The organism is Intrasporangium mesophilum (assembly GCF_054783095.1).
Map to the genome: position 1 here is coordinate 1 of NZ_BAAGRF010000058.1, position 22,698 is coordinate 22,698.

A 22,698-nucleotide genomic window follows, 5' to 3' on the forward strand; every position below is an offset into this window, starting at 1 on the left:
CGGTCGGTCGTGTTGTCAGATGCGTTGAACGTGCGCTCGGCCTGGGCGTCGGGCACGTACTTGACACAGACGACGATGTTCATGGGTGAACGTCCTCTTCCGTTACGTGGTCAGATGATGCCGGAGGTCGCTCCGGCACTGCGGCCCATCCTCTCACTGAGCGTTTGCATACCGAGCATGCTCGGGGCGTGACGCTCACCACCCGTGCGCTGCCTCACCCCGGGCCTGACCCCGGGCCTGACCCCGGGCCTCACCCCGGGTCTGACGCAGGATCGAGGCCGGCGGTCTCGATGACGTGGAAGGCGGGCTCCTCGTAGGGGTGGGACGCGCGCAGGGCCGCCACCACCTGGCGTCGCAGCCCGCGCTCGAAGGTCACCTCGACCCGGTGCTCGGGCAGCCGCTCGAGGGCGCCGACGACGCCGACCGCCGGACGGGCGCCGGCACCGGGCCGGAACTGGCCCGTGCCCTCGACGAGCCACGCACACTCCGAGTATTCGCCGACCCGCCCCGCCCCGGCGGCGAAGAGGGCAGCGAGCACGCGCTCGGTCGCCTCGACGGGTGAGTAGAAGACGAGCACGTCGAGTGGCCGCTCCGTCACACGACCCGCGTCCGGCATGACCCTAGGAGCAGCGGGTGTGTCGAAGCGGCCACTCGACGCAGGGGAATCGGTCACTGGCCTTCGAACTTCGCCTTGCCCGGCCCCTGCTCGACGAACGAGGTCATGCCCGTCTCGCGGTCCTTGGTGGCGAACAGCCCGGCGAAGAGCATCCGCTCGATCTCCAGACCGGTCTCGAGATCGGTCTCGAGACCACGGTCGATGGCCTCCTTGGCCGCGCGAACGGCATACGAGGCGGCGCCGACGAAGCTCCCGGCCCACTCGCGCGCCGTGGCGTAGACGTCCGCCGCGGGGACGACCCGGTCGGCCAGCCCGATCGCGAGCGCCTCGGTGGCGTCGACGAACCGGCCGCTGAGGATGATGTCCTTGGCCTTGGCGGCGCCGACGAGGCGCGAGAGTCGCTGGGTGCCGCCGGCGCCAGGGATGATGCCGAGCAGGATCTCAGGCTGGCCCAGCTTGGCGTCGTCGGCCACGACCCGGAAGTCGCACGCGAGCGCAAGCTCGCAGCCGCCGCCGAGGGCGTAGCCGGTGATCGCGGCGATGACGGGCTTGGGGATGCGGGCGACCGCACTGATCGAGGTCGTGAGCGGCCCGGAGCGGTCGACCATGCCGGTGTACGACATGGTCTGCATCTCCTTGATGTCGGCGCCGGCGGCGAAGACCCGCTCGCCGCCGTAGACGATGACCGCCTTGACGTCCGAGCGCGCCGACGCCTCGGTGGCCGCCGCGCGGATCTCCTCCTGGACCTGGACGTTGAGCGCGTTCATCTTCGGCCGGTCGAGGCGGATCGTGCCGATGCCACCCTCGACCTCGAGACGGACGAACTCGCCCATCAGTCGGTGCCGAGGCCGGCGCCGGGCTCCTCGGCCGGCAGCCACGACTGGAAGAAGAAGCCGACGCTCTGGAGGATGTGGTTCACCGAGAGCGGGACGAGGATGTCGAGGTCGGCGTTGGGCGTGATGACGTGCTCCGCCGAGACAACGAGGCTCTCCTGGACCAGGGAGAGCTTCACGATGTTGAGCTGCATCGTCATGTCGTTGCAGCGGGCGAGGCGCTCGTTGCGGTCCGTCGACACCGGGTCGGCGAGCTGCCACTGGCCGAAGAACCGAACCAGCGCCAGGTCTCCCTCGGCGACGCGGGCGAACAGCGTCGTGCTCGTGCCCTCGTTGTCGACGATGGCGAACTCGAGGTCCCCGTCGCTGTCGACAGCGGCGTCGATGCCAAGGCCCTTCAGCACCTGCATGATGCGGTCACGCACAGGCGTTTCGCTGACGGGTGCGCCGTTCGGGCCGGCGTCAGGGACGCTCGGCATGAAGTTGGGCAGCGAAGTCGGATCGGTCATGCGCCCCACCGTAGACTGCGACCACGGACGGACGCGAGGTGGCCCATGACTCTGCTCACGGTCGCGACGGCCAACACGTGCTCGGGAGACCTGCTCCGCACGACCGACGGTCTCGGCCCGTTCCGGGCCGCCGGAGTGCAGGTGCTGGGCCTGCAGGAGGTCTTCGGCCTCGACGAGCGGGCGGTGTCGGCCGCGCTCGAGTCGTCCGGCTACCGGCTCGCTCACCTGCACGCGCCCGCGGGCCTCGCGATCGCCCATGACCCCGCCACGACGCATGTCGAGCCTGACGTGCTCGTCACCACCCTGGCTCCTGCGGGACCGCTGCTGCGCTGGTTCGACCACTGGCACGAGCGTGCCATGGTCAGCGCCGTGGTCGCCGTCGGCACCTCGCAGGGTCTCCCGGGCGCGCACTCGGTGACCTTCTCGACAGCACACCTCATCGTCTTCGCGCGTGCGGTGGCGCGCGGACGGCAAGTGGTCCGGCTGCGCGCGGCGATGCAGCAGGACCGGCTGCGCCGCGGGCCGCACATCGTGACCGGCGACATGAACCACTACCCGGGACCGACCCGTCGGGACCTGGCCATGCATGTCGCAGGCGGTTTCGACCGCGTCGTCCTCGACGAGCCGACGTGGCGCATCGCAGGGTCCAAGCACGAGTGGATGGGCCGCGTCGCCGCCATGGCGACACACCGCGACCTGTCCGCGTTCGACGCGCAGCTCGACGTCGTCCTGCACCGGGGGCTGGACCTGCGCTCCTCTGCCGTGGTCGACATCGCCTCGGACCACCGCGCCGTCGTGTGCACGTTCGACCTCGCAACGTGACCCCATACGCTTCTCGACATGTGCCCCCGACCACCAGCGACGCCCGACCTGCCGCCCGACCTCGGCGTCCGCGTGACCGCGGACGGTGCGCAGTTCTGCGTGTATGCCGGCCACGCGCGCTCCGTGGAGGTGTGCCTGTTCGATGTGGCGCCGGACGGCTCTGAGACCGAGCGCCGCGTGCCCTTGCGGCACCGCGCCCACGGCACGTGGTTCGACACCATCGCGGGCGTCGGCGTGGGCCAGCGATACGCGCTGCGCGTCGACGGTGACTGGGACCCGGACCGCGCGCTGCTCTACAACCCGACGAAGCTGCTGCTCGACCCGTACGCCCGGGCCGTCGAGGGCGACGTCGTGCTCGACCCGGCGCTCTACAGCCACCGCGTCGGCCGCGACCTCAGGGGCGACCTCAGTGTCCGGGACACTCGCGACTCCGCGGCCCACCTCCCGCGGTGCGTCATCGTCGACGACGAGTTCGACTGGGGCGCAGATCGATTCCCGCGCCACTCGCTCACCGAGTCGCTGATCTACGAGGTCCACGTCAAGAATGCAACGCGGCTGCACCCTGACGTCCCCGAGCAGCTTCGGGGGACGTATGCCGGCCTCGCCCACCCCGCGTTCGTTGACCACCTGCGTGGCCTGGGTGTGACCGCCGTGGAGCTGCTTCCCGTTCATGCGTTCACCCACGAGCCGGAGCTCGTGCTCCGCGGGCTCACCAACCACTGGGGGTACAACACGCTCGGCTTCTTCGCCCCGCACGCCGCCTACGCCGCGGCCAAGGAACCACAGGGTGTGCTCGACGAGTTCAAGGGCATGGTCAAGCTGCTGCACGCTGCGGGCATCGAGGTGATCCTCGACGTGGTCTACAACCACACTGCCGAGCAGTCCCGCGAGGGCATGACGCTGTCCTGGCGCGGGCTGGACCAGCGCGCCTACTACCGCCTCGACGGCCGGGGCCGCGACATCGACGTCACCGGCTGCGGCAACACCCTTGATCTCACCCACCCGATCGTGGCGCGGATGGTGCTCGACTCGCTCCGGTACTGGGTCAACGAGTGTCACGTCGACGGCTTCCGCTTCGACCTCGCCGTGGCCCTGGGGCGGGGCAAGGACGACAACTTCGATCCCGACCATCCGTTCCTGGTCGCGCTGCGCACCGACCCGGTGCTGTCCCGCTCCAAGCTCATCGCCGAGCCGTGGGACGTGGGGATCCACGGCTGGCGCACGGGCCAGTTCCCGCCGCCCTTCTCCGAGTGGAACGACCGGTTCCGCGACACGGCGCGCACGTTCTGGCTCCGCGACGTCGCGGCCGCCACCAAGGGCGGCGTTCGGCACGGCGTGCGCGACCTCGCCACGCGGCTGGCCGGGTCGCAGGACCTCTTCGACAGCCATGACCGCGGCACCATCGCCTCGGTCAACTTCGTCACCGCGCACGACGGCTTCACGCTCGCCGACCTCACGGCATACGACGTCAAGCACAACGGCGCCAACGGGCACGGCGGCACGGACGGGTCCGATGACAACCGCTCGTGGAACCACGGCGTCGAGGGACGCACCGACGACCCGGCGATCAACGCTGCCCGCCGGCGCTCGATGCGCAACCTGCTCGGCACCCTGCTGCTGTCGACGGGCGTCCCTATGCTCAACGGCGGCGACGAGCTGGGCCGGGGCCAACGCGGCAACAACAACCCCTTCTCCCAGGACAACGAGGTCAGCTGGATGGGGTGGGAGCACGAGCAGTGGCAGTCCGACCTGCTCGAGACGACCCGCCACCTCGTCCGGCTCCGACGCGAACACCCGGTGCTGCGTCAGCGGACCTTCTTCTCCGGCAGGCAGATCCACGAGGACGGGTCCACCGACCTGGCGTGGTTCGGCGGCGACGGCGAGCCGATGGGACACCGCTGGGACGGCCCCGCGACCGATGTGATGCAGGCGCTCTACAACGGCGAGTGGCTGGGCGAGCAGACCGTCCTGGTCACCCTGAACGGCTCGGCGGAGCCGACCGAGGTGACGCTGCCTGCCGCACCGGGCGCACCGGCATACCAGCTGTTGTGGGACAGCAGTGACGACCGCCCCTCGCCTCCGGGAGAACCGCTGGAGGCGGGGGCGGCCGTCACAATGGTGAGCGCGTCGATGCGCGTCTGGCGCGTCGTCTAGGCGTTGCGGGCCAGGCCCAGCTCGGCCGGTGTCGCGAGCGCGGGGTGCTTCGGCACGATGCGGACGCTGTAGCCGAACGAACCGGTGCGGCGCAGCGGCTGGGAGCCGGCGAACTGGTGACGGCCGCCGTCATAGGTCTCGACGAGCTCGAGTGGCGCGGTCTCCATTCCCCAGATGTCGTCGGTGTCGCTGACGTGGCCGTGGACGAGCTGCACCGCGACGTCGTCGGGCGACAGCCCGTCCAGGGCCACGAACGCACGCAGCGACAGCGTGTCGCCGATCTGCGGGGAGTCCGACAGGCCCGAGGGCTCAACGTGCTCGACCTTGACCTTCGACCACGAGGCCCGGACCCTCGCCTTGTATGCCGCGAGCTCCTTGGCGCCGGCGTACTCGGGGCCGTTGAGGCTGCGTCCCGCGCCTGCGGCCGGGCTGTAGAGCCGGGTGACGTAGTCCTGGACCATGCGGCTCGCGAGGACCTTCGGGCCCAGGGTCTTGAGCGTGTGGGTCATCATCTGGATCCAGCCGTGCGGCAGGCCGGCGGCGTCACGGTCGTAGAACTTGGCCGCGACGTCGTTCTCGATGAGGTCGTAGAGGGCGGCCGCCTCAATGTCGTCGCGGCGGTCTGCGTCCTCGACGCCGTCGGCCGTCGGGATCGCCCAGCCGTTGCGGCCGTCGAACCACTCGTCCCACCAGCCGTCGAGGATCGACAGGTTGAGCCCGCCGTTGAGTGCCGCCTTCATGCCCGACGTGCCGCACGCCTCGAACGGACGCAGCGGGTTGTTCAGCCAGACGTCGCAGCCCGGGTAGAGCTGCTGCGCCATGGCGATGTCGTAGTTCGGCAGGAAGACGATGCGGTGGCGCACCTCCGGGTCGTCGGCGAAACGCACCAGCTCCTGGATGAGCCGCTTGCCGGTCTCGTCGGCGGGGTGCGACTTGCCGGCGATGACGAGCTGGACCGGGCGCTCGGGGTGCAGCAGCAGCGACTTGAGCCGCTCCGGGTCGCGCAGCATGAGCGTGAGTCGCTTGTAGGTCGGGACGCGGCGCGCGAACCCGATCGTGAGCACCTCGGGGTCGAGCACGTCGTCGACCCAGCCCAGCTCGGCCTCGGTCGCGCCGCGTTTCTGCCACGACGAGCGCACCCGGCGGCGAGCATCGAGCACGAGCTTCTCGCGCATCTCGCGCTTCGTCGACCAGACCGCGTCGGCCGGGACCTCGTCGATGCGGTGCCACGCGTCGGTGCCCGCGATGTCGGCGGTCCCGAGGTGCTTGAGAGCGACGTCGTACACCGCCCGGTCGACCCACGTCGGCGCGTGGACCCCGTTGGTGATGCTGGCGATCGGCACCTCGACGTCGTCGAAGCCCGGCCACAGGCCGTCGAACATCTCGCGGCTCACGACGCCGTGCAGCTTCGAGACGCCGTTGGCGCGCTGGGCCAGACGCAGGCCCATGACGGCCATGTTGAAGATGCCTGGCTGGCCGCCCTCGTAGTCCTCCGCGCCGAGGGCGAGCAGCCGCTCGACCGGAACGCCGGGGATCGCGTTGGCGCCGCCGAAGAAGAGGTTGATCTTGGCTGCGTCGAACCGGTCGATGCCGGCGGGGACGGGCGTGTGCGTCGTGAACACGGTCGCGCTGCGGACCGCCTCGAGCGCCTCGTCGAACGTCAGGCCGTGGTCGCGAACCAGCTCGGTGATCCGCTCGACGCCGAGGAAGCCGGCGTGGCCCTCGTTGCTGTGGTACACCTCCGGCGTCGGCGCGCCGGTGAGACGCGACCACACGCGCAGAGCGCGCACACCGCCGACTCCGAGCAGCAGCTCCTGCTCGAGGCGGGTGTCGCCGCCTCCGCCATAGAGCGACTCGGTGACCTTGCGGGTCTGCTCGTCGTTGCCGGCCACGTCCGAGTCGAGGAGCAGCAGCGGGACGCGGCCCACCTCCGCCTTCCAGACGTGCGCGTTGAGCACGCGCCCGGCAGGCAGGTCCACGGACACGACGGCCGGGGTGCCGTCGTCCTCGCGCAGCAGCGACAGCGGCAGGCCGTCGGGGTCGAGCACCGGGTAGGTCTCGACCTGCCACCCGTCGCGCGAGAGGGCCTGCTTGAAGTAGCCGGTCTTGTAGAACAGCCCGACGCCGACGATCGGGACACCGAGGTCGGACGCGGACTTGAGGTGGTCTCCCGCGAGGATGCCGAGACCGCCGGAGTACTGCGGGAGCACGGCCGTGATGCCGAACTCGGGGCTGAAGTAGGCGATGGCCGTGGGGGCCGCCTTCCCGGCAGCCTGCTGCTCACGGCTCCACGACTGGTACCAGCGCTCCTCGGTGAGGTACGCGTGCAGGTCCTCGTTGGCGGCCACGACGCTGGCGACGAACTCGTCGTCGGCCGCCAGGGCCGCGAGCTCGTCGGCCGAGAGGCGCGACAGAAGCTTGACGGGGTCCTGGCCCGCGTCGGCCCACTTGCGGGGACTGATGGTTGCGAACAGGTCGCGGGTCGGCGGGTGCCACGACCAGCGAAGGTTGCTCGCAAGGACGCCGAGCCCCTCGATGCGGGGAGGCAGCACGGTGCGGACGCTGAAACGACGGATGGCCTTCACGAGGGAACAGCATAGGGGTGCCCATGACGTGTTCTTGCAACACTTGCAGCCGGGTTTCAGCCGGTGGACGCCCGAGGTCCGCCCGACGGACAGCATGGGGGCCGCCTCATGTGCCAACGGCCCCAACTTCGATACGGTCGATTCCGTGACTGGCAAAGCGAAGAAGACCCGTTCCCGCAAGCCCTCACCCCAGCGCCGCAGGTCCGTCGCGGCGGAGGCGCCGCGGCCGCAGACGTCGACGGCCGCCATCCCGACGGCCCCGCCCGAGCGGCCTGAGCCGCCCGAGCGGCCCGAGCCCGCCGTGGCGCCGGCGGCCGAGACCCCGGGCACCGAGGCGCCGGCGGTCGAGGCCCCGGGCACCGAGGCGCCGGCGGCCGAGGCGCCGCCGCGGACCACTGCGGCCGCCGCCCTGGCCGAGCCCGACGACGCCGTGCCGCACGCGGACGCCGCCTTCGTCGACGACACGGAGGCCGGAGCCGTACACCTCGCGCCCGAGCATCCCGTGAGCACGGCCCCCACCGTCGCCGGTATGCCGGGTGGTGCCCTCCCGTTCGGACGCATCCCCGTCACCGACGTGCGCCCCCTCGTCGACGGCGGCGCCAGGTTCGCCAAGTCGGTCGTGGGCGAGGAGTTCGTCGTGCGGGCCAAGGTCTTCCGCGAGGGCCACGACGCCGTCAACGCCACCGCCGTGCTCACCGACCCCGACGGGCACGACCACTACTTCGCGATGCACTCGGACAACCCCGGGACGTCCGAGTGGTCCACGACGGTGGTGGCCAACCGCGAGGGCTGGTGGACCTACCGGGTCGAGGGGTGGTCCGACCCCTTCGCCACGTGGGTGCACGACGCCGGCATCAAGATCGCCGCCGGAGTCGACGAGGACCTCATGTGCGCCGAGGGCGTCAGGGTGCTCGAGCGGTTCGCCCGGGCCGTCCGCGGGCAGGGCATCGACGCGTCCGAGATCGACAAGGGCATCGCTGCGCTCGGCGACACCCGGCGACCAGCCGCGCATCGTTTCGGGGCGGCGACGTCTCCGGAGATCATCGGTCTTGCCACGATGATGCCGCTGCGTGAGTTCGTCTCTCCCACAACGGCATACCCCCTGCTCGTCGAGCGGGAGCTGGCTCTCTACGGCGCGTGGTACGAGATCTTCCCCCGGTCAGAGGGCTGCTTCCGCGACGACAAGACCGGCGCCTGGGTCTCCGGGACCTTCCGGTCGGCGGCCAAGCGGCTGCCGGCGATCGCCGACATGGGCTTCGACGTCGTCTACCTCACCCCGATCCACCCGATCGGCACCACGGCGCGCAAGGGCCGCAACAACACGCTCACGGCGCAGCCGGGCGACCCCGGTTCGCCCTATGCCATCGGCTCCCCCGACGGCGGCCACGACGCGATCCACCCGGACCTCGGCACGTTCGAGGACTTCGACGCTTTCGTGGCCGAGGCGCGGCGGCTCGGGCTGGAGGTCGCGCTCGACATCGCCCTGCAGGCCTCCCCCGACCACCCGTGGGTCAAGACCCACCCGGAGCTGTTCACGACGCGCGCCGACGGCACGATCGCCTACGCCGAGAACCCTCCCAAGAAGTACCAGGACATCTACCCGCTCAACTTCGACAACGACCCGGCGGGTGCCTATGCGGAGGTGCGTCGCGTCATCCAGGTCTGGCTCGACCACGGCGTGCGGATCTTCCGCGTCGACAACCCCCACACCAAGCCGGTCGCCTTCTGGCAGTGGCTGATCGCCGACGTCGCCCTGGACCACCCCGAGACCATCTGGCTGTCGGAGGCCTTCACCAAGCCGGCCATGATGCACACCCTGGCCAAGGCCGGGTTCCAGCAGAGCTACACCTACTACGCCTGGCGCAACGCCGCGTGGGAGCTCGAGGAGTACGGCCGCGAGATCGCCGGGGACGCTGCGGCATACATGCGCCCGTCGTTCTGGCCCACGACCCACGACATCCTCACGCCCCCCATGCAGTACGGCGGCCCGACCGAGTGGAAGCTGCGCGCGGCCCTGGCCGCGACGATGGTCCCGACCTACGGCATCTATGCCGGCTACGAGCTCATGGAGCACGTGGCGCGGCCCGGCGCCGAGGAGCAGGTCGACAACGAGAAGTACGAGTACAAGGACCGCCAGTGGTTCCTCTACGAGCCCGGCGGTCCCCTCGAGCACCGCAGCCTCGCGTGGTACCTCAAGCGGCTCAACGACATCCGCGGCTGGCACCCAGCCCTGCGCTGGCTGCGCAACCTGCGCTTCCACTCGGCGGAGGACGAGAACTTCCTCGTCTACAGCAAGACCCGCGTCGTCGGCGGCCAGCGCGACACCGTCCTCGTCGTCGCCAACCTCGACCCCCACGGGACGCGCGAGACCTGGGTGCACCTGGACCTGGAGGCGTTCGGGATGGCGTCCTGGTCGACGTTCGACGCCCACGACCACATCACGAACCAGACCTGGCAGTGGCGCGCCGACAACTACGTCCGCCTCGGCCCCGACTCCGAGCCCGTGCACATCCTCAGCGTGAGGAGCCACTGACCGGATGCAGGGACTCAACCTCTCCCAGCCGGGTCTGAGGCATGACCCGCAGTGGTTTCGGAAGGCGGTCTTCTACGAGGTGCTGGTCCGTGCGTTCGCAGACTCCAAGGGGGTGGGTGCCGGCGACTTCACCGGGCTCATCGGCAAGCTCGACTATCTCCAGTGGCTGGGCATCGACTGCCTGTGGCTGCCACCGTTCTACGCCTCACCGCTGCGCGACGGCGGCTACGACATCTCCGACTACAAGGCGGTCCTGCCGGAGTTCGGCACCCTGCCGGAGTTCACCGAGCTCGTCGCGCAGGCCCACGTGCGCGGCATCCGCGTCATCACCGACCTGGTCATGAACCACACCAGCGACCAGCACCCGTGGTTCCAGGCCAGCCGAGCCGAGCCGACTGGGCCGTTCGGCGACTACTACGTGTGGTCCGACACGAACGACGGCTACGGCGACGCGCGCGTCATCTTCATCGACTCCGAGGTGTCCAACTGGGCCTTCGACCCGATCCGCCGGCAGTTCTTCTGGCACCGCTTCTTCAGCCACCAGCCCGACCTCAACTTCGACAACCCCGACGTCCAGGAGGCGATGTTCGACATCGTCCGCTTCTGGATGGACCTCGGCATCGACGGCTTCCGGCTCGACGCGGTCCCGTACCTGTTCGAGCAGGAGGGCACGAGCTGCGAGAACCTGCCGCGCACCCACGCCTTCGTGGCGCGGCTGCGCGCCATGGTCGACGCCGAGTACCCCGGCCGCATCCTGCTCGCCGAGGCGAACCAGCCACCCACCCAGGTGGTCGACTACTTCGGCACCCCGGATGCACCGGAGTGCCAGATGTGCTTCCACTTCCCGGTGATGCCACGGCTGTTCTACGCGCTGCGCGAGGAGAAGGCCAAGCCGGTGGCCGAGGTCATGGCAGACACGCCCTCGATCCCTCCCGGATCGCAGTGGGGCACGTTCCTGCGCAACCACGACGAGCTCACGCTCGAGATGGTCACCCCCGAGGAGCGAGCCGCCATGTACGGCTGGTACGCCCCAGACCCGCGGATGCGGGCGAACGTCGGCATCCGCCGCCGGCTCGCGCCGCTGCTGGACAACTCCCGCCCGGAGATCGAGCTCATCCATGCCCTGCTGCTGTCGCTGCCCGGGTCGCCGTGCCTCTACTACGGCGACGAGATCGGCATGGGCGACAACATCTGGCTCAACGACCGCGACGCCGTGCGCACACCCATGCAGTGGACCCCTGACCGCAACGCCGGCTTCTCGGGCGTCGACCCCGGCAGGCTCTACCTGCCGGTGATCTCGAGCCTCGTCTACCACTACAACAACATCAACGTCGAGGCCCTCATGGCCTCCTCGGGGTCGCTGCTGCACTGGCTGCGGGGCATGCTCCAGATCCGGTCACAGCACCCGGTCTTCGGCCTCGGCGACTTCACCGTGGTCGAGGCCGACAACGAGGCGGTCCTGTCGTTCTCGCGGGTCCTGTGTGGCGACCCCGCCCACGAGGACGAGGCCGTGCTGTGTGTCAACAACCTGTCCAGCCGACCACAGGCGGCGACCGTCCAGCTGCCGGAGCACCTGTCCGGACGGCAGCTCGTCGACCTCTTCGGCGGCAGCGGCTTCCCATGGGTCGCTCCCGACGGCCGCGTCACCTTCACGCTCGGGTCCCGAGACTTCTTCTGGCTGCAGGTCCGCGGCAGAGAGGACAACCACTGATGGCCATCGTCCACAAGGGCGCGACAATTGTGCCCACCAAGACAGAGCTCGTCACCGAGTGGATGCCCCGACAGAGGTGGTACCACGGCAAGGGACACACGCCCCGGCTCCATCGCGTCGGCGGCTTCCGCTTCGAGGACCCGGCCGGCGAGGTGGGCGTCGAGACGGTGCTCTTCGCCGACACGGCGGTCAGCCCCGCCGTCGTCTACCAGGTCCCCCTCACCTACCGGGGCGCGCCGCTCGAAGGCGCCGCTGCTGCCCTGCTCGGCACCATGGAGCACAGTGTGCTCGGCCGTCGCTGGGTCTACGACGCACCGCACGACCCCGTCTACGTGTCGCAGCTCATGGAGACCATCCTCGCCTCGGGCGTCTCCGACGAGGCGCAGGCCTCGGTCGGGAGCAACGCCCTGGCGGTCGGGTCGGCGACCGGCGGCTGGGCGGGCGCCGTGGCCTCGTCCTCGGTGCTCACGGGCGAGCAGTCCAACACCTCGATCATCTGCCGGATGTCAGCGCCCGGGGGCGGTCCCGCCGAGCCGCTCATCGTCAAGGTCTTCCGCACCCTCCAGGACGGCGACAACCCCGATGTCGTCGTGCAGTCCGCGCTGACGCAGGCGGGCTCGCACCGGGTCCCGCTTGCGATCGGCAACCTCTCGGGCGCCTGGGACTCCCCCGATGGCGGACGGGAGGCGCACGGCCACCTCGCGTTCGCCCAGGAGTTCATCCCCGGCGTCGAGGACGCCTGGCGGGTCGCGCTGGTCGCCGCAGCCTCGGGCACGGACTTCACCGGTCGCGCTCGGGACCTCGGGGTCGTCACCGCCGAGATCCACTCGGACCTCGCGGACACGCTGGGCACGGCTGAGGTGACGCCCGAGGCCCGCGAGGCGCTCGCGGCCTCGATGCGCCAGCGGTATGCCGCCGCGGTGGCCCTCGTGCCCGACCTGGCCTCCCAGGCGGCCGCGTTCGAGCGCGTCGTCGCCTCGGTGCGCGACACCCCCTGGCCACCGCTGCAGCGGATCCACGGTGACTACCACCTCGGACAGGTGCTCGACGTGCCCGAGCGGGGATGGGTCGCGCTCGACTTCGAGGGTGAGCCGCTGCGGCCGCTCGCCGAGCGCGTCCAGCCCGACCTCACCCAGCGCGACGTCGCCGGCATGCTGAGGTCCTTCGACTACGCGGCAGGGTCCGTGGCGCTCGCGGACTCCCCTGTCGACGCGACGGCGTGGGCACGCTCGTGCCGCAAGGCGTTCCTGGACGGGTATGCCTCCGTCGCAGGCGAGGCCGACGCCGACGCCGTCGCACTGACCAGAGCGCTCGAGCTCGACAAGGCGCTCTACGAGGTCGTCTACGAGGCCCGGAACCGACCGACCTGGCTGCCGATCCCCCTCGGAGCCGTCGGCCGACTGACCAGCGAGGAAGGCACGCCATGAGCCCCAACGGAACCGACCGTCCCACGATGTCCCCCGTACTCGATGACGCGGCGATCACCGCGTTCCTGCAGGGCCGCAACGCCCAGCCCCACGACCTGCTCGGCCACCACGTCGGGCCGGGTGGGCTCACGATCACGGCATACCGGCCGTTCGCGACCCGAGTGCAGGCGCGTCTCGACTCGGGCGACGTCGTCGAGCTCCAGCACGTCCGCGACGGCATCTTCTCGATGACCTCACCCGACTTCGGGACGACCCACGACTACCGCCTCCTCGTCGAGTACGGCGACGGCGTGGCGCACGAGCAGGACGACCCGTACCGCTTCGCGCCGACCCTCGGCGAGATGGACCGCCACCTCATCAACGAGGGGCGCCACGAGCAGCTCTGGACCGTGCTCGGAGCCCACGTGCGCAGCTACCCCGGGCCGCTCGGGGAGGTGTGGGGGGCGTCCTTCGCACTCTGGGCGCCGCGCGCCAAGGCCGTCCACGTGATCGGTGACTTCAACGACTGGGACCGCCGAAGCCACCCGATGCGTGCCCTCGGGGAGAGCGGCATCTGGGAGCTGTTCCTGCCCGGCGCCCACGAGGGCATGAACTACCAGTTCGCCGTCCGGGGCCCCGACGAGCTCGTGCGGCTCAAGAGCGACCCGATGGCCCGGATGACCGAGGTGGCCCCGAAGCAGGCGGCCATCGTCACCCAGTCGCACTACAGCTGGGGCGACGGCGACTGGATGGAGCAGCGCCGCACCCGCAACTCGCACGAAGGACCGATGAGCATCTACGAGGTGCATCTCGGGTCGTGGCGCCAGGACCTCGGCTACCGCGGCCTGGCGGAGCACCTCGTCAACTACGTGCGCGACCTCGGGTTCACGCACGTGGAGTTCCTGCCGGTGATGGAGCACCCCTACGTCCCGTCGTGGGGGTACCACGTGACCGGGTACTACGCACCGAGCTCGCGCTGGGGGCACCCTGACGACTTCCGCTACCTCGTCGACGAGCTGCACAAGGCCGGCATCGGCGTCATCCTCGACTGGGTCCCCGGCCACTTCGCGACGGACGAGTGGGCACTGGCCCGGTTCGACGGTCTGCCGCTCTACGAGCACCCTGACCCGAGGCGCGGCTGGCACCCCGAGTGGGGCTCCAACATCTTCGACTACGGCCGCCCCGAAGTGCGCAACTTCCTCGTCGCCAACGCGATCTACTGGCTCGAGGAGTTCCACTGCGACGGGCTGCGCGTCGACGGCGTGGCCTCGATGCTCTACCTCGACTACGCACGCGGTCCCGGGCAGTGGCTGCCCAACAAGGACGGCGGACGGGAGAACCTCGAGGCCGTCACGCTGCTCCAGGAGACGAACGGGACGGCGTACAAGCGGGTCGGTGGCATCGTCACCATCGCCGAGGAGTCGACCACGTGGCCCGGAGTGACCAAGCCGACCAACCACGGCGGGCTCGGCTTCGGCTTCAAGTGGAACATGGGCTGGATGAACGACTCGCTCAAGTACCTCGGGCAGGACCCGATCTACCGGAGCTACCACCACGGCAAGCTGACCTTCTCGCTGATGTATGCCTTCGACGAGAACTTCGTGCTGCCGATCAGCCACGACGAGGTCGTCCACGGCAAGGGCTCGCTGCTGCGCAAGTCGAGCGGGCCGCGCGAGCAGCAGGTGGCGACGCTGCGCGCGTTCCTCGCGTACCTGTGGTGCCACCCGGGCAAGCAGCTGCTGTTCATGGGCTGCGAGTTCGGCCAGGAGTCGGAGTGGTCCGAGGGACGCAGCCTGGACTGGTGGCTGCTCGACCAGCCGCTGCACTACCGCGTGCACAACCTCGTCAAGGACCTCAACCTGCTCTACCGGGCCAACCCGGCGCTGTGGGAGCTCGACAACGACCGCTCCGGCTTCGAGTGGCTCGAGGCCGACGACGCCGCCCACAACACCTTCTCGTGGCTGCGCTTCGGTCGCGGCGACCGCGCCAGCGAGGCTCCCGTGGTCGCCTGCGTCATGAACTTCAGCGGCCAGACCCAGCAGTCCTACCGGATCGGTCTCCCCCGCGGCGGACGATGGACCGTCGCGCTGGACACGGCCGGCTACCACCCGGACGCGCCCAGCAGCACAGGGATCGTGCTCGATGCTCGCGAGGAGTCGTGGCACGGCCAGCCGTATGCCGCCGACCTCACCGTCCCGCGCCTGTCCACCGTCTGGCTTGTTCCCCTCGACGAGCCGGGCTCCGCCGACGGCACGGCGCCGGCCACGACCGCAGACCCGACCAGCCCCACCGTGAACGGAGACCAGCCATGACGCACCCGCGCGCCGGCCAGCCGGCCCAGCCCGAGGACCTTGTCGACATCGACGCGCTCGTCGGGGCCTACTACGACCGGCACCCCGACGTCGACAACCCGGACGAGCAGGTCGCCTTCGGCACGTCGGGCCACCGCGGGTCGAGCCTGCGCACGGCCTTCAACGAGGACCACATCCTGGCCACGACGCAGGCGATCGTGGACTACCGCACCTCCCAGGGCTTCGACGGCCCGCTGTTCATCGGCCGAGACACCCACGGGCTGTCCGAGCCGGCCTGGAAGTCGGCGCTCGAGGTCCTCGTCGCGAACGGCGTCACCGTGCTGGTCGACGACCGCGACGGCTACACCCCGACTCCGGCGGTGTCACACGCCATCCTGACCGCCAACCGCGGAAAGGCTTCTGGTTCAAGCGGGCTCGCCGACGGCATCGTCGTCACACCCTCGCACAACCCACCTGCCGACGGCGGGTTCAAGTACAACCCGCCCCACGGAGGTCCCGCCGACACGGATGCCACGTCGGTGATCGCCGCGCGCGCCAACGACCTCATCCGGGGCGGCCTCAGGGAGGTCAAGCGGATCGGGTTCGACCAGGCGCGGGCCGGCGCGGCGGCATACGACTTCCTCGGCACGTACGTCGACGACCTGCCGAACGCCATCGACGTGAACCGCATCCGCGAGGCCGGCGTCCGCATCGGCGCCGACCCCCTGGGTGGCGCGTCCGTCGCCTACTGGGCCGAGATCGGCGAGCGGCACGGGCTGGACCTCACCGTCGTCAACCCCACCGTCGACCCGCAGTGGGCGTTCATGACGCTCGACTGGGACGGCAAGATCCGGATGGACTGCTCCTCGCCGTATGCGATGGCCTCGCTCATCCGCAACAAGGATGCCTACGACATCTCGACGGGCAACGACGCCGACGCCGACCGGCACGGCATCGTCACGCCCGACGCCGGGCTGATGAACCCCAACCACTACCTCGCGGTCGCGATCCAGTACCTCTACGGCGGCGGCCGGCCCGACTGGGCCGCCACGACCGCGATCGGCAAGACCCTCGTCTCGTCCTCGATGATCGACCGGGTGGCCGACGACCTCGGACGAACCCTGCTCGAGGTGCCCGTCGGGTTCAAGTGGTTCGTCCCCGGGCTGCTGGACGGCTCCGTGGGTTTCGGCGGCGAGGAGTCTGCAGGTGCCAGCTTCCTGAGGTTCGACGGCACTGTGTGGTCGACCGACAAGGACGGCATCCTGCTCGCGCTGCTCGCCTCCGAGATCCTCGCCGCGACCGGAAAGACGCCGAGCCAGCACTATGCCGGCCTGACCGCCCGGCACGGGGACCCCGCCTATGCCCGCATCGACGCCGCGGCCGACCGAGAGCAGAAGGCGAAGCTGGGGGCCCTGTCGCCCGACGACGTCACCGCGCAGTCCCTGGCCGGCGAGGCGATCACGGGCAAGCTCACGTCGGCGCCCGGCAACGGCGCGAAGATCGGCGGGCTCAAGGTGACTACCCGGAGCGCCTGGTTCGCCGCGCGCCCCTCGGGCACCGAGGACGTCTACAAGATCTACGCGGAGTCGTTCCAGGGACCGGACCACCTGGCCCAGGTACAGGCCGAGGCCAAGGACGTCGTCTCGGCGGCCCTCGGCGGATGACCGACCACGACGAGCCGGCTCGCGACGCCCCCGACCGTGGCCGTCTCGTCGTTGTCACGGGCAGTCCAGAGCCGGTGCGCACGCGCCTCGCGGGGGAGCTGGCGCGGCGGTTCGAGCATGGTGTGTTCGTCGACGGCACGACGTTCGACGCGATGGTCGTCTCGGGTCGAACGTCCTCGAGCGGGCCCCCAGGGCTCGACGAGCTACGCCTGCGCATGTTGCGGTTCTCTGCGGCCATCGCGACCGCCGAGACCTTCCAGCTCGACGGGTTCGACGTCGTCCTCACCGACGACCTGCTCGGCAACCGGCTGGAGGAGTTCCTTGACCTCGCTGCCCCGGAGCCCGTCCACGTCGTCGTGCTCGACGACGGCACGGGCGAGCCGACACCGCGCTGGGGCCTGTGGCTCGGCGGTATGTCGGGGGACACCCCCGTGCCCGAGACCGTGGACCTGCTCCTGTCGGAGCTCGCAGACGCGCTGGTGCGGACCGACACCGACGCTCAGTGAGCAGCGCGCCTCCAGCTCTCAGTCGCGCAAAAGCCCCAAGCGCTGGTACTCGGCCTTGCCGACCGCGGTGACCTCCTCGAGCTCGTCGAAGAGGGCCTCGTCGATGCGGGTGAAGTTGAAGCACGACTTGCCCTGCCGGCGCTTCGTCAGCTCCGGGGAGAGCCCGCCGTCCGGGGCCGCGCCCAGGTACAGGCTCATGAGGTAGTACGACACGTACCGCCGACCGACCTTGACGGCGGCGAAGAGCTGGCCGCCTGGGTACTTCTGGGTCGGTGCCCCCAGGAGCGCGTACGCGAGCCCGTCCGGCTCGTCCGCCTTGCGCGAGCCAGCCGCATTCGCGTCGGTCAGGTTGGAGGTCTCGTGGAAACCTGCGGCATACCCGGACAGGCGCCGCTGCAGCTCGTCGTACACGGGGATGAGCTCGGCCATCCACCGAGGCTAGCTCCTCCCCCGGACGACGCGAGGCGTGAAGCGCTCAGAAGAGCGCGCTCATGAGCGCCTTGCGAGCCTTGGCGACGCGCTCGTCGGCCCCGCCCACGACGTCGAAGAGCTCGACGAGGTGCTCGCGCGCCGTGTTGCGCTCGGCATCGCTGGTCACCCGGACGGTGTCGATGAGGCGGGTGAAGGCGTCCTCGACGTGCCCGCCGAGCAGGTCGAGGTCGGCCACGAGGATCTGGGCGTCCACATCGGTCGGAGCCGCGGCCGCCGTCGCCCGGGCGGCCTGCACGTCGACGCCCTTCGTGCGGAGCATGAGGCCGACCTGTGCGAGGCCGAGCTTGGCCTCGGTGTCAGCCGGGTTCTGGGCGAGCGCCTCGCGGTAGGCGTCGGCCGCGCCGTCGAGGTCGTCGGCCTCGATGGCGTCGAACGCCTTCTGGTGCAGCGGCGGCAGGGGCGGCTCGGGCGCCGGCTCCAGGTCGGTGGCGGGCGACGCGTCGGAGCCCACCGTGCCGGTCACGCCGTGCTGCGCGGCGAGCGCCAGGACCTGGTCGATGACCGCCGCGATCTGGTCCTCCGGCTGGACTCCCTCGAACAGGGGCACCGGCTGACCCTGCACGAGTGCATAGGTGACGGGGACGGCCTGGACCTGGAACGCCTGGCGGACCGCCAGCTGCGCGTCGACGTCGACGGTCACGAGCTGGAAGCGACCGGCATACCTCTCGGCGACCGACCGGAACGAGGTGACGAGGTCTGCGGACTGCGGGAGAGAGGAGCTCCAGAGCACCATGACGACGGGGTGCCTGGCACTCGAGGCGACGATGTCGCGGATCGAGGCGTCAGTGCCCTCGACCACGAGCGCACCGCCCGCGGACGTGGCCCCCGCGGCGGAGCCGGGGCCATCCTGCGGGGCCGGACGCTTGAGCGATGAAAGGTCGACGGCACCGCGCAGTGCTGCTGCGGTGAATGGCTGGTGACTCATAGATCAATCCTGCCTCACCGGCCCGATCCAGCGATGAGCTGGTCCGAGGCCGCGATGACGCGGGCCTGTCCCGAGGCCGGGATGACGATGGCGATGATCTCGTTGGAGGTGAGGTTCGCCTCCGTCGTGATCCTCTTGATCCCGGTGAGCAGCGTGAGGTCCTTGGCGGGCGTCAGCTTGACGGGCGTCCGCATGGCGATGGCGTCGTCGCGCACGAGCTGCACGAAGACCACGGCGCCCGAGCCGTCCTTGAGCCGGAGGCCGCCGATGACGCCCTTCGGCTCGTGCTCCTGGGTGAACGCGCCCTGGCTGTTCAGCGCCTGCGCCTGAGCCTTGGCCGACTCCCGCAGCTGCTCCGAGAGCGGGTCGGCGGCGAGCAGCTTCGAGCTCGTCGGGTCGGGGTACTTCACCGCCTGGGCGAAGGCGGCGGTGACCTCGTCGGGCTCGGCGACCAGGCCCTTGGCGCCGGCGACCGCGGCCGAGCCGTCGGTCGTCGGGTCGAGCGCGTCGAGCGTCGCGCCCGGGAGCATCGGCGTCTGGGCCGCAACCTTGAAGGGGGCGCCCCGCTCGCTGCTCGTGAGCAGGACGAGGACGGGCGCGCCGGACTTCTTGAGGGTGGCCTGCACGAGGATGAGGCGCGGAGTGTCGCCCTCGCGGGAGACCGCCAGCACCTTGGCCCCCTGGGTCGCGAGCTCGGCTGCGGCCTTCTCGGCTGGGGTGCGCCCTGCGAGCGTCTTGGCGTAGGCGTTCGCAGACTCCAGGGCCGCGCCACTGTAGGCCTGCGCTCGGGCGGCTGCGCCCGCGGCAGTCGAGTCCAGCGAAGCCGACGCTGCTGCCGACACGGCTGACGTCGCCGTGGCCGAGGCCTCCTGCGGCGCGATGACCGGCGTGGCTGACGCCCCTGAGCCGTTGCTGCCGTCGTCGACGTTCCCGGTGCAGGCGGTGAGCATCGCAGCACAGGCAAGCGCGGCGACGAGGGCACGTCGGCTGGTCGCGGGGCGGGGCATGGGGGGCCTTTCGGTGACACGGGAGAGGCCGAGTACGCTCGGCCGCCCACAACCATACGCACGGACCCCCGCGTGGGCCCAATCCCGCGAGCCGCCTACCGGCGGACATTTGCGTGCTTTTCCGGCTCCGCGGAGCACGACCTGTGAATCGGGTCAGTCAGCCGTCTGACGGTCGAGCGCACGCTCGAGACGGTCGAGCTTGCCATCGAGCTCGCCGGTGAAACCGGGACGGATGTCCGCCTTGAGCACGAGCCCGACACGCGGCGAGGTCTGCGCTAGCAGGTCGCAGCACTGCTTCACGACAGCCATGCATTCGTCCCAGTCTCCTTCGATCGTCGTGAACATCGCGTCGGTGCGGTGGGGCAGCCCGGAGTCACGCACGACGCGGATGGCCCGCGCGACAGCGTCGCTCACGGAGCCGGTGTCGTCGGCGGCGACTGTGGGCGCTACGGAGAAGGCGATCAGCATGCCCTCACCGTAGGCCCACCCCTCCGGACCCCGCGGATGGGTCGGCTAGAGGTCCTTGCGCATCGAGAGGGCCTCTTCGATGATCTCGAAGCCGAGGTCCTTGTTGATCTGCACCATCCAGGGGTTCTGCTCGTCGTTCATCGTCTGGACGTGCTTGCGCTCCGGCGCGACCCGCGCCAGCTCCTCGAGGTTGGCGACCTTGACCGCCATGCCGAGGCGGTGTCCCCGGTGTTCCGGCAGCACCAGCGTGCCCCACTGGAAGACGACGTCCTGGTCGGTCTGTGGCCAGGCGAGGTCGGTGTATGCCGCGACGACGCCCGACTCGCGGTGGACCGCCACCGCGGTGACCAGCGTGCGACCGGTCTCGAGGAGGTGGTCCAGCATCGTCTGGAGGTCATCGACGGTCATCGACTCCGCCTCGAACTCCACGTCGCCGGTGGGTGCGTCGAGGATCAGACGGTTCGAGGCGTCACAGACGCCCTGGCGCAGCTCCTCGGGCACTCCGTTGACGTACGTGCTGAGCACGTAGTCGTCGCCCATCGCCGCAGCGGAGCGCGCCTTCTCGCCGGCCAGGACCGCCGCGTCCACCGGGAGCCTCAGCGAGCGCACGATCTCGATGCTGGACAGGGAGTAGCCACGCTTGAGGGCGAACGCGCGGTCGGGGTGCGAGTCGCGGTCGCCCACCGGCACGAAGACCTCGGTGAGCAGCATCGCCCGGCCGCCCGCCCGCGCCCGCTCCTCGCTCCAGTCGAGCAGGGCGGAGCCGACGCCTTCGCCTCGGTGCTGCGGGTCCACCTCGAGGTGGAACCAGGCCTTGTCGAGGTTCTCACGCTCGGGGAACGAGACCCGCGACCAACCAACGGGCGTGCCGTCGACCACCGCGACCGCGCCCTCTTCGCGCTCCCCGGGGAAGTCGAAGCGGACCTGCTTGACAAACTCCTCGTGGCTGCGCCGGATCGGCTGCACGCGCGATACGGCGTCGCTGCGTACATCGACGCCGTGGAGCTCCTTGAGCATGACGTCGTCGTCACGGTCGAGCGGGATGATGTCCATCCAAAGACGGTGACACCGGACGGCCAGCTGCGACAACAGATTTACCAGCGACCCCCCAGCTCACCCGCGCGGGTCCCCTCGGCCGAGTGCGCGCTGAGTACCACCCGTCTCGTTGGTCGCCCGTGGGTCAGATGTCGAGCTGGTCAGCCTCGTCGACGAGCTGGTCAGCAGCGGCATACGGGTCCAGCATGCCGGCGACCACCTGGCGCGCGAGCGCAGGAAGGCCGGCGTGGGCCGACACGTGGCCGAAGCGCGCCCGCAGCGAGGCCAGCGCGAGGCTCTCGATCTCGTCGGCCGCACGTCGCTCCCGCCGGCGCACCAGCTCGCCGCTCTCATCGATGAACGCCCGGTGCTTGTCGATCGCCGCCATGAGCTCGTCGACGCCGATCTTCTGTGCCGCAACGGTTTTCACGACCGGAGGCCGCCACAGGCCGGGCTCCGCGCGATCCCCGAGCGAGATCATGTGGCGCAGGTCGCGGACGGTCGCGTCGGCGCCGTCGCGGTCGGCCTTGTTGACGACGAAGACGTCGCCGATCTCGAGGATGCCCGCCTTGGCGGCCTGGATGCCGTCACCCATCCCGGGCGCCAGCAGCACGACGGACGTGTCGGCGAGGCCCGCGATCTCGACCTCGGACTGGCCCACCCCGACCGTCTCGACGAGCACGACGTCGCAGCCGGCCGCGTCGAGCACCCGGATCGCCTGCGGCGTGGTCCACGACAGCCCGCCGAGGTGCCCCCGCGAGGCCATCGACCGGATGTAGACCTCGGGGTCGAGGGCGTGGTCCTGCATGCGCACCCGGTCGCCGAGCAGCGCGCCGCCCGAGAAGGGCGACGACGGGTCGACGGCGAGCACGCCCACCCGCAGGCCGCGCTCGCGGAACGCTCCGACGAGCGCGGTGGTGGTCGTGGACTTCCCCACGCCGGGAGAGCCCGTGAGGCCGATGACGTATGCCGTCCCGGAGTGAGGCGCGAGCGCAGCCATCACCTCACGCAGCGACCCGTGCCCGTCCTCGACGAGGGAGATGAGGCGGGCGACCGCGCGCGGCGAACCCGCCCTGGCCGACTCGACCAGGGCGGGGACGTCGACGGTCCGGCGCGTCACCGGTGCGGCGCGTCGGCGGTG

Annotated in this window: 18 protein-coding genes and 1 pseudogene; 8 read left to right on the plus strand and 11 right to left on the minus strand. The window is 70.5% G+C overall.

The window, feature by feature from the left end; genetic code table 11:
• The 4 genes and pseudogenes from ACYVLP_RS25200 to ACYVLP_RS25215 form a co-directional block, all read right to left on the minus strand.
• Positions 1-83, minus strand: a pseudogene (locus ACYVLP_RS25200) (electron transfer flavoprotein subunit beta); the annotation flags it as partial.
• Between the two features lie 167 nt (positions 84-250).
• Positions 251-598 (minus strand): hypothetical protein, encoded by a 348-nt coding sequence (locus ACYVLP_RS25205; protein WP_460630033.1) that lies wholly within the window; start codon positions 596-598, stop codon positions 251-253.
• Between the two features lie 71 nt (positions 599-669).
• Positions 670-1,449 (minus strand): enoyl-CoA hydratase/isomerase family protein, encoded by a 780-nt coding sequence (locus ACYVLP_RS25210; RefSeq protein ID WP_460630034.1) that lies wholly within the window; start codon positions 1,447-1,449, stop codon positions 670-672.
• A complete protein-coding gene (locus tag ACYVLP_RS25215) occupies positions 1,449-1,958 on the minus strand; it encodes a type III secretion system chaperone family protein (RefSeq protein ID WP_452268661.1) in 510 nt (169 codons plus the stop codon). The genes ACYVLP_RS25210 and ACYVLP_RS25215 overlap by 1 nt, the downstream gene beginning before the upstream one ends.
• A gap of 45 nt (positions 1,959-2,003) precedes the next feature.
• On the opposite strand from ACYVLP_RS25215, the gene ACYVLP_RS25220 reads away from it, so the two are divergent.
• Positions 2,004-2,780, plus strand: coding sequence for an endonuclease/exonuclease/phosphatase family protein (locus ACYVLP_RS25220; RefSeq protein WP_460630035.1), 777 nt, complete (start codon positions 2,004-2,006; stop codon positions 2,778-2,780).
• An 18-nt stretch (positions 2,781-2,798) separates the two neighbouring features.
• Positions 2,799-4,934: a glycogen debranching protein GlgX gene (gene glgX, locus ACYVLP_RS25225; RefSeq protein ID WP_460630036.1), complete on the plus strand. Its 2,136-nt coding sequence runs from the start codon at positions 2,799-2,801 to the stop codon at positions 4,932-4,934.
• On the opposite strand, the gene glgP is transcribed toward glgX, so the two are convergent.
• Positions 4,931-7,519 (minus strand): alpha-glucan family phosphorylase, encoded by a 2,589-nt coding sequence (gene glgP, locus ACYVLP_RS25230; RefSeq protein WP_460630037.1) that lies wholly within the window; start codon positions 7,517-7,519, stop codon positions 4,931-4,933. The two genes, glgX and glgP, sit on opposite strands and share 4 nt — an antisense overlap.
• A 529-nt stretch (positions 7,520-8,048) precedes the next feature.
• On the opposite strand from glgP, the gene ACYVLP_RS25235 reads away from it, so the two are divergent.
• The 6 genes from ACYVLP_RS25235 to ACYVLP_RS25260 are packed head-to-tail and all read left to right on the plus strand — an operon-like array spanning position 8,049 to position 17,630.
• Entirely contained in the window at positions 8,049-10,052 is a 2,004-nt protein-coding gene (locus ACYVLP_RS25235; RefSeq protein WP_460630363.1) for an alpha-1,4-glucan--maltose-1-phosphate maltosyltransferase, read from the plus strand.
• A 4-nt stretch (positions 10,053-10,056) separates the two neighbouring features.
• Positions 10,057-11,763: a maltose alpha-D-glucosyltransferase gene (gene treS, locus ACYVLP_RS25240; RefSeq protein ID WP_460630038.1), complete on the plus strand. Its 1,707-nt coding sequence runs from the start codon at positions 10,057-10,059 to the stop codon at positions 11,761-11,763.
• Entirely contained in the window at positions 11,763-13,190 is a 1,428-nt protein-coding gene (locus ACYVLP_RS25245) for a maltokinase N-terminal cap-like domain-containing protein (RefSeq protein WP_460630039.1), read from the plus strand. Before treS ends, ACYVLP_RS25245 begins: the two co-directional genes overlap by 1 nt.
• The gene (glgB, locus tag ACYVLP_RS25250; protein ID WP_460630040.1) at positions 13,187-15,481 is read left to right on the plus strand and encodes a 1,4-alpha-glucan branching protein GlgB; all 2,295 of its coding nucleotides are present in this window, start codon (positions 13,187-13,189) and stop codon (positions 15,479-15,481) included. The genes ACYVLP_RS25245 and glgB overlap by 4 nt, the downstream gene beginning before the upstream one ends.
• Complete coding sequence (pgm, locus tag ACYVLP_RS25255; RefSeq protein WP_460630041.1) at positions 15,478-17,124, plus strand: phosphoglucomutase (alpha-D-glucose-1,6-bisphosphate-dependent); 1,647 nt, start codon at positions 15,478-15,480, stop codon at positions 17,122-17,124. The genes glgB and pgm overlap by 4 nt, the downstream gene beginning before the upstream one ends.
• Positions 17,121-17,630 carry a hypothetical protein gene (locus tag ACYVLP_RS25260; protein ID WP_460630042.1) on the plus strand — a complete coding sequence of 170 codons (510 nt, stop codon included), beginning with the start codon at positions 17,121-17,123 and terminating at the stop codon, positions 17,628-17,630. The genes pgm and ACYVLP_RS25260 overlap by 4 nt, the downstream gene beginning before the upstream one ends.
• An 18-nt stretch (positions 17,631-17,648) precedes the next feature.
• Here the strand turns inward: ACYVLP_RS25260 and ACYVLP_RS25265 are convergent, their stop codons facing one another.
• The 6 genes from ACYVLP_RS25265 to meaB all read right to left on the minus strand — a co-directional run bounded on the left by ACYVLP_RS25265 (position 17,649) and on the right by meaB (position 22,677).
• Positions 17,649-18,059 carry a hypothetical protein gene (locus ACYVLP_RS25265; protein ID WP_460630043.1) on the minus strand — a complete coding sequence of 137 codons (411 nt, stop codon included), beginning with the start codon at positions 18,057-18,059 and terminating at the stop codon, positions 17,649-17,651.
• 46 nt (positions 18,060-18,105) lie between these two features.
• Positions 18,106-19,047, minus strand: a complete 942-nt coding sequence (locus ACYVLP_RS25270) for a co-chaperone YbbN (RefSeq protein ID WP_460630044.1) — start codon at positions 19,045-19,047, stop codon at positions 18,106-18,108.
• A 14-nt stretch (positions 19,048-19,061) separates the two neighbouring features.
• The gene (locus ACYVLP_RS25275; RefSeq protein WP_460630045.1) at positions 19,062-20,054 is read right to left on the minus strand and encodes a hypothetical protein; all 993 of its coding nucleotides are present in this window, start codon (positions 20,052-20,054) and stop codon (positions 19,062-19,064) included.
• A gap of 153 nt (positions 20,055-20,207) precedes the next feature.
• Complete coding sequence (locus ACYVLP_RS25280; RefSeq protein ID WP_452268673.1) at positions 20,208-20,522, minus strand: thiamine-binding protein; 315 nt, start codon at positions 20,520-20,522, stop codon at positions 20,208-20,210.
• A gap of 45 nt (positions 20,523-20,567) precedes the next feature.
• Entirely contained in the window at positions 20,568-21,575 is a 1,008-nt protein-coding gene (locus ACYVLP_RS25285) for a GNAT family N-acetyltransferase (protein WP_460630046.1), read from the minus strand.
• 127 nt (positions 21,576-21,702) lie between these two features.
• On the minus strand, positions 21,703-22,677 hold the full coding sequence (gene meaB / locus ACYVLP_RS25290) for a methylmalonyl Co-A mutase-associated GTPase MeaB (protein WP_460630047.1): 975 nt from the start codon (positions 22,675-22,677) through the stop codon (positions 21,703-21,705).
• Positions 22,678-22,698 lie beyond the last annotated feature (21 nt).

Bases quoted from the DNA above. Each gene is read 5' to 3' on its own strand.
- glgX (WP_460630036.1), top strand. From the start codon at position 2,799: ATGTGCCCCCGACCACCAGCGACGCCCGACCTGCCGCCCGACCTCGGC.
- ACYVLP_RS25280 (WP_452268673.1), bottom strand. From the start codon at position 20,522: ATGCTGATCGCCTTCTCCGTAGCGCCCACAGTCGCCGCCGACGACACC.
- ACYVLP_RS25245 (WP_460630039.1), top strand. From the start codon at position 11,763: ATGGCCATCGTCCACAAGGGCGCGACAATTGTGCCCACCAAGACAGAG.
- glgB (WP_460630040.1), top strand. From the start codon at position 13,187: ATGAGCCCCAACGGAACCGACCGTCCCACGATGTCCCCCGTACTCGAT.
- pgm (WP_460630041.1), top strand. From the start codon at position 15,478: ATGACGCACCCGCGCGCCGGCCAGCCGGCCCAGCCCGAGGACCTTGTC.
- ACYVLP_RS25265 (WP_460630043.1), bottom strand. From the start codon at position 18,059: ATGGCCGAGCTCATCCCCGTGTACGACGAGCTGCAGCGGCGCCTGTCC.
- ACYVLP_RS25235 (WP_460630363.1), top strand. From the start codon at position 8,049: ATGCCGGGTGGTGCCCTCCCGTTCGGACGCATCCCCGTCACCGACGTG.
- ACYVLP_RS25270 (WP_460630044.1), bottom strand. From the start codon at position 19,047: ATGAGTCACCAGCCATTCACCGCAGCAGCACTGCGCGGTGCCGTCGAC.
- ACYVLP_RS25220 (WP_460630035.1), top strand. From the start codon at position 2,004: ATGACTCTGCTCACGGTCGCGACGGCCAACACGTGCTCGGGAGACCTG.
- ACYVLP_RS25275 (WP_460630045.1), bottom strand. From the start codon at position 20,054: ATGCCCCGCCCCGCGACCAGCCGACGTGCCCTCGTCGCCGCGCTTGCC.
- treS (WP_460630038.1), top strand. From the start codon at position 10,057: ATGCAGGGACTCAACCTCTCCCAGCCGGGTCTGAGGCATGACCCGCAG.
- ACYVLP_RS25285 (WP_460630046.1), bottom strand. From the start codon at position 21,575: ATGGACATCATCCCGCTCGACCGTGACGACGACGTCATGCTCAAGGAG.
- ACYVLP_RS25210 (WP_460630034.1), bottom strand. From the start codon at position 1,449: ATGGGCGAGTTCGTCCGTCTCGAGGTCGAGGGTGGCATCGGCACGATC.
- ACYVLP_RS25260 (WP_460630042.1), top strand. From the start codon at position 17,121: ATGACCGACCACGACGAGCCGGCTCGCGACGCCCCCGACCGTGGCCGT.
- ACYVLP_RS25215 (WP_452268661.1), bottom strand. From the start codon at position 1,958: ATGACCGATCCGACTTCGCTGCCCAACTTCATGCCGAGCGTCCCTGAC.